Source organism: Burkholderia semiarida (genome assembly GCF_029268935.1).
Taxonomy (GTDB): domain Bacteria; phylum Pseudomonadota; class Gammaproteobacteria; order Burkholderiales; family Burkholderiaceae; genus Burkholderia; species Burkholderia semiarida.
Map to the genome: position 1 here is coordinate 104561 of NZ_JAHLCL010000005.1, position 11733 is coordinate 116293.

General features: G+C 71.3%; 8 protein-coding genes. 4 read left to right on the forward strand and 4 right to left on the reverse strand.

The features are described 5' to 3' along the window. The first annotated feature begins 42 nt into the window (after positions 1-42). Positions 43-1077 (forward strand): MBL fold metallo-hydrolase, encoded by a 1035-nt coding sequence (locus KPB06_RS07305; RefSeq protein ID WP_275905429.1) that lies wholly within the window; start codon positions 43-45, stop codon positions 1075-1077. A gap of 26 nt (positions 1078-1103) precedes the next feature. Here the strand turns inward: KPB06_RS07305 and KPB06_RS07310 are convergent, their stop codons facing one another. Continuing rightward, positions 1104-2024 (reverse strand): helix-turn-helix domain-containing protein, encoded by a 921-nt coding sequence (locus KPB06_RS07310; protein WP_059574821.1) that lies wholly within the window; start codon positions 2022-2024, stop codon positions 1104-1106. Positions 2025-2423: 399 nt separating this feature from the next. Here KPB06_RS07310 and KPB06_RS07315 point away from each other — a divergent pair, with 399 nt between their 5' ends. The 3 genes from KPB06_RS07315 to KPB06_RS07325 all read left to right on the forward strand — a co-directional run bounded on the left by KPB06_RS07315 (position 2424) and on the right by KPB06_RS07325 (position 8123). Then, positions 2424-5327 (forward strand): ATP-binding protein, encoded by a 2904-nt coding sequence (locus KPB06_RS07315; RefSeq protein ID WP_060967347.1) that lies wholly within the window; start codon positions 2424-2426, stop codon positions 5325-5327. A 132-nt stretch (positions 5328-5459) separates the two neighbouring features. Then, positions 5460-7346 (forward strand): amidohydrolase, encoded by a 1887-nt coding sequence (locus KPB06_RS07320; protein ID WP_275920431.1) that lies wholly within the window; start codon positions 5460-5462, stop codon positions 7344-7346. A 93-nt stretch (positions 7347-7439) separates the two neighbouring features. Continuing rightward, entirely contained in the window at positions 7440-8123 is a 684-nt protein-coding gene (locus tag KPB06_RS07325; RefSeq protein ID WP_059574825.1) for an HD domain-containing protein, read from the forward strand. Positions 8124-8205: 82 nt separating this feature from the next. Here KPB06_RS07325 and KPB06_RS07330 read toward each other — a convergent pair whose 3' ends face one another. From KPB06_RS07330 to KPB06_RS07340, 3 genes are all read right to left on the reverse strand, one after another. Continuing rightward, positions 8206-9318, reverse strand: coding sequence for an alkene reductase (locus KPB06_RS07330; protein WP_275905428.1), 1113 nt, complete (start codon positions 9316-9318; stop codon positions 8206-8208). A 78-nt stretch (positions 9319-9396) separates the two neighbouring features. Then, positions 9397-10614 carry an MFS transporter gene (locus tag KPB06_RS07335; RefSeq protein WP_275905427.1) on the reverse strand — a complete coding sequence of 406 codons (1218 nt, stop codon included), beginning with the start codon at positions 10612-10614 and terminating at the stop codon, positions 9397-9399. A gap of 177 nt (positions 10615-10791) precedes the next feature. Further along, entirely contained in the window at positions 10792-11709 is a 918-nt protein-coding gene (locus tag KPB06_RS07340) for a LysR family transcriptional regulator (RefSeq protein ID WP_059640765.1), read from the reverse strand. Positions 11710-11733: the final 24 nt, after the last annotated feature.

The window sequence follows — 11733 nt, forward strand, 5'->3', positions numbered from 1 at the left end:
CGTTCGTGACGGGCCACGCGCACGATTCGTCACGGAGATCCGATGAAGAACCTGTTTCGGCACGCGTGCGTCGCGCAGACGGCCCGTTGGTTGATCGTGGCCGGGTGCGCGGGCCTGTTGGCGCCCGCGGCGCATGCGCAGGCCGGCGTGCGGGCCGATGCGCCGTCCGGCGTGCAGCCCGACGCGCCGGTGCCCGCCGCGGGCCGGCAGCCGCCCGGCTTCTATCGGCTGAAGATCGGCGACTTCACGGTGATCGCGCTGTCCGACGGCACGCATCCGTTTCCGGTCGACTCGGTGTTTCGCGACATCTCGAAGGACGAGATCCGGCGCGACCTCGACCGCGCATTCCTCGAGCCGCCCGTGCAAGGGTCGATCAACGCGTTCCTCGTCGATACCGGATCGAAGCGGATCCTCGTCGACGCGGGCGCCGGCACGCTGTACGGCGACTGCTGCGGCAAGCTGCTCGACGATCTGCGCGCGGCCGGCTACGCGCCCGCGCAGATCGACGAAGTGCTGCTCACGCACCTGCATAAGGACCATGTCGGCGGCATTGCGTCGAATGGCGCGATGACGTTTCCGAATGCCGTCGTGCGGGTGAACGCCGTCGAGGCCGCGTACTGGCTCGATCCGGCGAACAAGGCGCACGCGCCGGCGTTTCTCGCGTCGTTCTTCGATGCGGCCGCCGCGGCGGTCGCGCCGTACGTCGCGGCCGGCCGCTTCAAGACGTTTCGCGGCGACGCGACGCTCGCGCCCGGCATTCGCGCGGTGCCGATGCCCGGCCATACGCCGGGCCATACGGCTTACCTGATCGAGAGCGGCCGCGCGGGCCTGCTCGCGTGGGGCGACATCGTGCACGTGGCGGCGATCCAGTTGCGCGACGTCGACGCGACGGTCCAGTACGACAGCGATGCCGAGGCCGCCCGCCGCACGCGGCGGGATACGCTGAAGCGCGTCGCCGAGCGGCGCTATCTCGTCGGGGCCGCGCATATCGCGTTTCCCGGGCTCGGCCACCTGCGCCGGGACGGTGCGCAATACGACTGGGTGCCGGTCAACTACGACGCGACGCCGGTGCGGTGACGTCCCGGCGTGCGCCATGCCGCCGGTCAGCGCGCCCGTGCGCGCCGCCACGCGCCGGGCGGGTGCCCGACGATCCGCGCGAATACGCGGTTCAGGTGGCTCTGGTCGGCGAAGCCGCACGCGACCGCGATGTCGGCCAGCGTCATGTCGGACGTCTCGATCAGTTCGCGCGCGCGCATCACGCGCTGTTCGAGCAGCCACTGGTGCGGCGTGCGGCCCGTGGTGCGCGAGAACGCGCGGATGAAATAGCCGCGCGACAGGTCGCATTCGTTCGCCACTTCCTCGATCGACACGCCGAGGTCCGCCTTTTCCATCAACAGCTCCTTGGCGAGCGCCACCTTCGCGGGAGACAGCGCGCCCTTGTGCTCGAGTTCGCGCGCGCGCACGTTGCCGTAGCGGCGCACGAGATGCGTGCCCATCGCGAGCCCGACCTGCTCGATGAACAGCGCGTTCAGCGGGCCGGGCGCGTCGAGGCTGTCGGCCACCGCGTGCGCGAGATGCCCGAGCACCGGGTCGCGCGCATCGACGCGGCACGTGAGGCCGTCGACCGGGCTGCCGCCGTGTTCGGGGCCGATGCGCGCCAGATACGGGTGCGGCAGCTCGACCAGCACGAAGTCGAAGTTGCCGTACAGGTCCGCGTGGAAATGGCGCGAGAAGTCGCGAATGTAGATCGAGTGATGCTGGAACCGGCGCTCGCTCGCGCCGGCGCGCCCATAGAGCGTGCGGCGGTGGCCGCCGTTCAGCGACACGCCGACCAGGAAGCCGCGGTCGCACGCGGGCATGTCGATTCGCTCGACGTGCGCTTCGCGCATGCATTTGCGGTGGAGCTTCAGGCCGCCGGATGCCGTCTCGACATCCTTCGCCAGCAGGCTCGACACGCACCCGAGCGTGTCTTTCGGCCGTGGCGGAGGCGATGCCGTCGGGGCTGCGATGACGGAGTCTGACATGGAATTCCCCAGCGAGGGACTCGGAGCGTGAAATGACGAGTCCAGTTTAGATGCGCGCGCGAACGTTCAAAATGAATTTGCATAAACGTCCGCTCTTCATCCTGACAAATTGCTTTCAATGCGTGCGCGCGGTGAGTGCGTACCCCGGCGCGACGCCTGCGCGAGCGGCCCGGCAGAGTATAGCGCCCCACTTTTACACGCAAGCGATCGTGCCGGCCGCGCGTGCGCGGCATGCGCGGACAGCGCATTTTCCTTCAAGATTTTCACGGCATGCCCCTCTACACTCGACCCGTATTTCGACATTTATCGTCCGGCGCGGCAGCACGCCGGACTTGGACTCTCCGCCGGGCGAACTGCCGCGTTCACCCGGCGCTCATCCCGAGGTACCCGGAGGCGGCCATGGTCCAGATCGGAACTTTGTCGGTGGATTTCGAGCAGCGGGACATTCGCCGTCACGGCGCGTCGCTGCGCATCGGCGCGCGCGCGCTCGACATTCTCGAGGTCCTGCACCGCGCGAGCGGTTCGGTCGTGTCGAAAGACGACATCATGGATGCGGTCTGGCCGGGCCTGATCGTCGAGGAAAACCGGCTGCAGGTGCATGTGGCGACGCTGCGCAAGGCGCTCGGCGCGAGCCGCGATCTGATCAAGACGGTGCCCGGGCGCGGCTATCTGCTGGTCGCGAGCCCGTCGCCCGGCCCGGACCTCGTGCCCGCGGCCGACGCGCCGGCCGTCGCGGCGCCGCCCGACGCCCCCGCGTCGTCGCTGCTCGCGCCGCTCGTCGGGCGCGACGCCGAAATCGCGCAGATCGTCGACATGCTCGAGCGCACGCCGGTCGTCACGCTCGTCGGCGCGGGCGGCATCGGCAAGACGAGTCTTGCCGTGCGCGTCGCGCACGGCGTGCGCAGCCGCTCGCGCGAGCGCGTGCTGTTCGTCGAGCTGGCGCGCGCGTCGACGCGCGACGACATGCTGATCGCGCTGGCCGCCGAGCTCGGCCTCGACACGCAGGGCGTGCCGGCCATCGAGCGCATCGGCGACGCGTTCGCGACGTCGCGCTGCCTGCTCGTGCTCGACAACGCGGAGCACATCGTCGATCTGGTGGCGAGCCTCGTCGAAACGCTGACGTCGCGCGCCGGCTCGCCGCGCGTGCTCGTGACGAGCCGCGAGCCGCTGCACATCTCGGCCGAAGCGGTGCTGCGGATGAGCCCGCTCGCGGTGCCGGACGGCGGCGCGTCCGTCCCGGAAATGGTTCGCTGTTCGGCCGTCGAGCTGTTCCTGGAGCGCGTGCGCACGGCCGCGCCGGATTGCCCGGTCGACGAAGCCGGCGTGCGGGTGATCGCGGACATCTGCCGGCGCCTCGACGGGCTGCCGCTCGCGATCGAGCTGGCCGCGGCGCGCGTGGCGACGCTCGGGCTCGCGGTCGTCGCGTCGCGTCTCGACGACCGGCTGAACCTGCTGACGGGCGGGCTGCGCTCGGCGCTGCCGCGTCATCAGACGCTGCGGGCGACGTTCGACTGGAGCTACGTGCTGCTCGATCCGGCCGCGCGCGCGCTGTTTCGCCGGATGGGATGCTTCATCGGGCCGTTTTCGTTCGATGCCGCGCGCGCGGTCGCGACCGAGCCCGGCACGTCGGCCGCGGACATGATCGCGGTGCTCGGCGAGCTGGTGGCGAAGTCGCTGGTGACCGTCGAGTTCCATGGCGCGTATGCGCGCTACCGGCTGACCGAATCGACGCGCGCGTACGCGCTCGAAAAACTGCACAACGAAGGCGAATTCGAACGCATCGTCGCGCGCCACGCGGCGTACGAGCGCGAGCATGCGCCCGCGCGTCCCGCGACGCTCGCCGACGCGCTGCCCGCGGATGCACCCGCGCCGGCCGCGGACGAACCGGCGGAGGCCGCCGTGGCCGCCGTGGCCGCAGGCGTGCCCGAGCCCGACCGGCTGGCGCGTGCGCTGCTCGAGCCGGCGCGGATGCGCGCGTGCACGGCGCGCGCGCGCCAGGTACTCGACGCACTCGACACGGGCGCCGCGGGCCCGGTCGACGCCGCGCGCGAGATGCGGCTGCGGGCGGCCTGCGCATCGGCGCTGCTGCATACCGATGGCGATGCGCCGGCCGCCGCCGCGATGTGGAACCGCACGCTCGGTCTCGCCGCGCATATCGGCGACGATGCGTTCGACGCGCGCGCGCTGGTCGGGCTGTGGCATACGATGCTGACGCTGTCGGACATCCACGAATCGCTGCGCTACGCGACGCGCTTCGAGCGCGCGGCCGAGCGGCGCGGGGACCGGTCGCAGCGGTTGCTGGCGAACACGATGGTCGCGACGTCGCTGCATTACTTCGGCGAGCATGCGCAGGCGCGCGAGCGGCTGGAAGCGGCGACGGCCGAACTCGCCGACGCGGACGAACCGGCGTGCGCGCAGGCCGCGCTCGGCGTCGACATGGCGACGCTGGGGCGCACGATGCTGATCCGTCTGCTCTGGATGCAAGGCGAGCCCGAGCATGCGATGCGCGTCGCCGCGCAGGCGGTCGAGTGCGCGCGCCGCGGCCCGTCGGCGCTCACGCTGTGCATCGTGCTCGGTGCGGCCGCCGCGCCGATCGCACTGCGCTACGGCGATCACGACATCACCTCCGACTATCTCGCGACGCTGCGCGCGACCGCCGACGCGCACGGCTTCGACATCTGGCGCAGTCACGCGGAATGCCTGACCGGACAGTTCGACATCCAGGCCGGCCATCCCGGCGCCGGTCTCGCCCGCCTCGAACCGGCGCTGCGGCGCGTCGAGGCGAGCGGTTTCCGGCGTCTGCTCGCGCCGTTGACCGTTGCGTACGCGGAGGGCCTCGTGCGGACCGGTCGCGCGAACGAAGCGCGCTCCCGGCTCGATGCGACGCTCGCGCGCTGCCGCGCGCACGGCGAGCACCTGTTCGTCCCCGAATTGCTGCGGGTGAACGGCGTCGCGATGCTCGAACAGGCGCGCACCGTCGGCGCGGATCTCGCGGTGGCGTACGAGGCCGACGGCCATCGTCATCTGCAGATGGCGATCCAGACCGCGAACGCGCAGGGCGCCGCGATGTGGGCGCTGCGCAGTTCGCTCGATCTCGCCGATCACCTGATCGAGCGCGGGCACACCGCGCAGGCGTCGACGCTGGTCGCCGCGGGCGCGCGGCACTTCGATCCGGATTCGCGCGCGCACGACGTGCGTCGCCTGCTGCGCGTGCAGAACTTCGTCCGTCAGGAGGCGCCGCTCGCGCCGTGCCGGACGCGCGCGCGACGCGATGCCGCCGACGCGGCGCAGCAGGCGGCATAGCGATGCGCGAATCCGGTGCAGCAGCGCGCCCGCGCGATCGCGGCATGCGTGCCGACGCGCGCGGTGCGGCCGCTTGTCAGGCAGCGGCGCCAAGCAGCATGTCGCACGCAGGCGCGCACGGGAGGCCTGACGGTGCTTAGGGCGACGGAACCCGCGCGCTCGGCGGACCTCGTCGTCTTCAACGGCAAGATCGCGACCCAGGACGAACGACGCTCGTTCGTCCGCGCGCTCGCCGTGAAGGACGGGACCATCGTCGCGACCGGCGACGATCGCGACGTGCTGCGCCATGCGCGCGACGGCACGACCCGTATCGATCTGAACGGCCGTACCGTGATTCCGGGCCTGATCGATGCGCACCTGCAGGCGATCCGCGGCGGCATGAACTTCAACCTCGAGGTGCGCTGGGACGGCGTGCCGTCGCTTGCCGACGCGCTCGAACTGCTGGGCCGGCAGGTGCGACGCACGCCCGCGCCGCAATGGGCGCGCGTGGCGGGCGGCTGGACGGCGCTGCAGTTCGCGGAAAAGCGCGGCCCGACGGTGGCCGAGCTCAACGCGATCGCGCCCGACACGCCCGTATTCATTCAGCATCTGGGCGACAGCGCGTGGCTGAATGCGGCCGCGCTGCGCGCGCTCGGCTACGGCCGCGACACGCCCGATCCGCCCGGCGGCGAACTGCGGCGCGACCGCCACGGGCGGCCGACCGGGCTGCTGCTCGCGCGTCGGGATCCGGCCGTGCTGTTCGCGGCGCTCGCCCGCGCGCCCATGCTCGATGCGGCCGACCGGCTCAACTCCACGCGCCAGTTCATGCGCGCGCTGAACCGCGTGGGCGTGACGAGCGCGATCGACGCCGGCGGCGACGGCCTCGCGTATCCGGACGACTACGCGGCGGTCGCGACGCTCGCGCGGCGCGGCGAACTGACGACGCGCATCGCCTATGCGCTGGGCGCGCGGCACGCCGGCCGCGAGCTCGACGATTTCGCGACATGGATCGCGCGGACGGCGCCCGGCGACGGCGACGCGTTCCTGCGCGTGAGCGGCGCGGGCGAGCGGCTGCTGTGCTCGGCGATCGATCTCGGGAATTTTCTCGAACCGTGCGTCGAGATGGCCGCGTCGGTCGACGCGGACCTGGCGGCCGTCGTCCGGCTGCTCGTGCGCCATCGCTGGCCGTTCCGGCTGCATGCGACCTACGACGAATCGATCGGCCGCTTCCTCGACGTGTTCGAAGCGGTGGATCGCGACACGCCGTTCGACGGGCTGCGCTGGTGCTTCGACCGCTGCGAGACGATCTCGGATGCCAATATCGCGCGTGTCGCGGCGCTGGGCGGCGGCATCACCGTGCAGCCGCGCATGGCGTTCCAGGGCGAAGCCTTCATCGCCCGCCACGGCGCGGCGGCGGCCACGCGCGCGCCGCCGATCCGCGCGATGCTCGCGGCCGGGCTGCCGGTCGGCGCGGGCTCCGGGGCGACGGGCGCGGCGAGCTACAACCCGTTCGTCGCGCTGTACTGGATGGTGTCGGGGCGCTCCGTCGGCGGCACCGCGCTGTATCCGGCGCGCAACCGGCTCGGCCCGATGGAGGCGCTGCGCCGCTATACGGTCGGCAGCGCATGGTTCTCCGCCGACGAGCACCGCAAGGGCGCGCTGGTGCCCGGCCGGTACGCCGACTTCGCGGTGCTGAGCGACGACTACTTCACGATCGACGCACGGCGCATCCCCGCGTTGTCGTCGGTGCTGACGGTCGTCGACGGCAAGGTCGTGCACGCGGAGCAGGAATTCGCGCCGCTGGCGCCGCCGCCGCCGCCCGTCAGTCCCGCATGGTCGCCGGTCGCGGAAGGCGGCGTCGGCGGCGCGGCGCTCGCCCGTCCGCATGCATCGGCGGCGGGCGACGCATGCGCGGCGCCCGGCAGCGATGCGTGCCGGGCGCGCGGTCACGGCCGCCGTTTCGCGCGGCCGCGCTATCCGACGGCAAGTGCGGCCGCCGAGCGCTGCGAAGCGTTCGGCCGCTGCTGCGTCGCGTTTTGAGCGGCGCGTGCCGGTGTGCGACGCGCCGCGCGCCGGACGCCCCCGGGCATTGAACGATTTTCCGCCCCGTGCGCGGGGCATGAAGGAGACAGGATGAATGCTGCGCACCCGCGCGCACCGGCCATCGGCGACGAAGTGGCCGGCGTTCGCATTCCGCGCACGCCCGTTGCGCTCGATGCGGCCGACGCGGCCCGCGCGTCGTTGCCCGCCGTGCTGGTCGATCACGCGGCGCGCGTGTTCGTGTTCGCGTCGCTCGCCGCGCGGCGGGCAGGCGACGCATGCAACGCATGCGACGCCGACGCGCTGTACGTCGCCGCGATGTACGCGAACATGGGGTTGAGCCATGCGTATTGCCGCTCGACCGAGCGCTACGAGCTCGACGGCGCCGATGCCGCATGCGCGCTGCTGTTGCGCCATCGGCGCTCGCGACGCGTGCGCGACGACGTGTGGCAGGCGATCGCGCTGCATACGACGCCCGGCGTGGCCGCCCGCGCGTCGCCGCTCGCGCGCGCGCTGGCGGCCGCCGTGTCGACCGATCTGATGGCGACCGACTTCGACGCATACACGCTCGACGAGCGTGACGCGTTGCTGGCCGCGTATCCGCGCGGCAGCGGTTTTCGCGAAACGTTCCTCGCGACGGTCGCGCGCGGCGTCGAACATCGGCCGCAATCGACGTTCGGCACGTGGAGTGCCGACGTGCTCGAACGCGCGGATCCGGATTTTCATCGGCCGAATTTCTGCGGGCGCGTGCTGGGCGCGCGGTGGAACGATACGTGACGGCGCCGCTCCGGCACGCGGTGGCCGGACGCGTTGCGGCACCGCGCCCGGCATGCCGGGCCCTGCGCGCCGCATGCGCGGATCACGCGTGCGACTGCGCGGCGTCGTGCCGCGCATAGTCGACGTAGCCGGCGCGGTCGCCGCCGTACCAGCCGATGGTCTTCGGCTCCGCGAGCGGTGCGCGGGCCGCGATGCGCTCCACGAGATCCGGGTTCGCGATGTACGCACGCGCAAACGCGACGAGATCGGCGTCGCCCGCGTCGATCAGCGCGTTCGCCGCGTCCGGTGAAATGCCGCCGTTGACGATCAGCGTGCCACGGAACGACCGCCGCGCGTGCTCGACGATGCGCGGCAGATCGGGCTCGCCGCTCCAGCCGTTGGTATCGGCCGCGTGCAGATAGGCGACGCCTGCCGCGTCGAGCATCCGGCCGACGTAGGCGAGCGTCGCGTCGGGGTCGGCGTCGCGCACGTTGTTGTATTTCGCGTACGGCGAGATGCGCACGCCGACGCGGTTCAACGGCATCACGCCGCCGACCGCGTCGACGATTTCCTCGAGAAAGCGCGCGCGGTTCGCGACCGAGCCGCCGTAGCGATCGTCGCGGCGGTTCAGCGTCGACGACAGGAACTGGTGCGGCAGGTAGCCGTTGGCCGCATGGATCTCGACACCGTCGAAGCCCGCGGCCATCGCGCGCGCGGCCGCCTGCCGGAATTCGTCGACGGTCGCGACGACTTCATCGGTCGTCATCGCGCGCGACTGCGTCGCATGAATCTTCGTGTAGTAGCCGTTCTGCAACTGTGCCCAGACCTGCAACTGTTCGAGGTCGTCGTTCACGCCGGACGGCGACAGCGGCGCGGCGCCGCCGAGCAGCGTCAGCGAGCTGACGCGGCCGCCGTGCCACAGCTGCGCGAAGATGCGCCCGCCGTTCGCGTGGACGGCGTCGGTGACGATTTTCCAGCCGGCGGCCTGTGCATCGTCGACGAGGCCGGGCGTCAGCTCGAACGCCGCGGAAGCCGCGCTGACGTTGGTGGCCTCGGTCACGATCAGGCCGGCCGACGCGCGCTGCGCGTAGTACTCGGCCATCAGTTCGGTGGGCAGGCCGCGCGACGGCGCGCGCGAGCGCGTCATCGGCCCCATCACGACGCGGTTCGGCAGCGCGAGGCCGCGCAGATCGTAGGCACTGAGCAGGGAAGACATGATGGACTCCTGTGGTTCGACGTGGAGCGGGGCGGCGGCGCGCCCCGCGAACGGATCGATTCGATGGGTGAGGGCGGCTCAACCCGCGGCGTGACGTTGCGCGTGCGTCCGCCCGACGAGCAGGTAGTGGGCGAGCGCGACGATCGGGAACGCGCCGGCCGCCGCGGCGACGAGCGGCCAGCCGCCACGCTCGTACAGCGGGCTCGCGAGCGCGGAGCCGACGGCGCCGCCGACGAAGATGCTCGTCATGTACAGCGCGTTCAGCCGGTTGCGGCTCGCCGCGTGCAGTGCGTAGATCTCGCGCTGGCCGAGCACCATGTTCATCTGCACCGCGAAGTCGAGCACGATGCCGGTGACGACGAGCCCGTACAGGCCGGTGCCGTGCACGAACCCGACCGCATACGACAGCGCGCCGGCCACGAGCGCGATCAGCGTCGCGCGCACCGTATGGCCGGCATCCGCCAGACGCCCGGCTACCGGCGCCGACGTCGCGCCGATCGCACCGACCAGCGCGAACAGGCCGATCGCCGATTGCGACAGTCCATAGTGACGCGTCAGTTCGACCGGCACGGCCGTCCAGAACAGGCTGAACGACGCGAACATCAGGCCCTGGTAGAACGCGCGGTGGCGCAGCACCGGCATCGTGCGAACGAGGTGCAGCAGCGAGCCGATCAGCTCGAAATAGGTCGCGCGGTGATCGGGCTGGCGCGACGGAATCGTCAGCGCGAGCACGGCCGTGACGAGCGTCATCAGCACGGCCGCGGCCGCGAACACGAAGCGCCAGCCGAATGCGTCGGCCACCACGCTCGACAGCGGGCGGGCCAGCAGGATGCCGAGTAGCAGCCCGCTCATGATCGTGCCGACGATGCGACCGCGCGAATGATCCGGCGCGAGGTGCGCGGCGAGCGGCACGAGAATCTGCACGGCCACCGAACTGAACCCGATCAGCAGCGAAACCGCGAGAAAGAGCCCGGGCGTGCGCACGAGCGCCGCCGCCGCGAGGCTCGCGATCGACACGACGGCCGTCACGATCATCAGCTTGCGGTTCTCGAGCAGGTCGCCGAGCGGCACGATGAAGAACAGGCCGAACGCATAGCCGATCTGCGTCAGCGACACGATCAGGCTCGCCGTGTCGCCGGACATGTGCAGGCTCGGCGCGATGAGCTCCGTGATCGGTTGCGCGTAGTACAGGTTCGCGACGATCGCGCCGCAACTGAAGGCGAACAGCAGGATCAGCCCCTGCGTGAGCCTGGCGCCGTGCGCGGGCGGCGCGAGCGGTGTTGAATCCGTTGACATGGTCGACTCCTGGAAAAGGGAAAGGCCGGCTACCGGAGCGCCGCGCCGGCATGGAGGCCGGCCGCGATACGGTGCACCGCATTGCCGTCAATACTATTGATCAATCGATAAAGCCGGAAGCGGAACGCCGCGCAATCGAGCGTTGCGCGGCACGCAAAGGTGCCGCGCCGGGCGGGCTCAGCCGCGTTTGCCCTGCAGCGTCGGAATCTGCTCGAACAGCCCCGCGAGCCAGTCGACGAACACCTTCAGCTTGACCGGAATGTGGCGATTGGGCGGATACAGCACCGAGATCGGCCGGGCCGGCGCGTTGAAATCGGTCAGCACCTCGCGCAGCCGGCCCGATTTCAGGTACGGCTCGACGAGGTACAGCGACGTCTTGATCAGCCCGATGCCGGCGACGCCGCACTCGATGTAGTTGTCCGCGTCGTTGACGGCCACGGTGCCGCACATCTGCACGATGCGCGGCTCGCCGTCGACCACGTAGTCCCACGCGCGCGGCCGCCCGGTATCGGCGGAGATGTGACTGACCGCGACGTGCCGCGCGAGATCGTCGACGGTCTCCGGCTCGCCGAACCGCGCGAAATACGCGGGCGAGCCGCACGTGCAGGTGGTCAGGCTGCCGATCCGCCGCGCGATCATTCCCGAATCGTCCAGCGCGCCGATGCGCACCACGCAGTCGACCCCTTCGCCGACGAGGTCGATCTGCCGGTCGGTCACGCCGAGTTCGAGCATGATGTCCGGATGGGCGTCGAGAAACGCCGGCAGCGCGGGCACCACGACCTGCTTCGCCATCGCCGGCGGCAGGTTCACCTTCAGCCGGCCGCGCGGCACGTTGCGCGCCTGCGAGACCGACGCCTCCATGTCGTCGATCTCGCGCAGCACCGCGACGGACCGTTCGTAGTAGGCCTGGCCGTCCTCGGTCAGCGAGATGCGGCGCGTGGTGCGGTTCAGCAGCCGGCAGCCGAGGTGCTGCTCGAGACCGCTCAGCAGCGCCGACACGCGCGGCGTGGTGAGGCCGGTCGTGTCGGACGCGCGCGTGAAGCTGCCGGTTTCGACGATGCGCGTGAACACGCGCATCGAAAGCAAGGTATCCATCGTCGGAAGTTCTCCAGCCTGTCG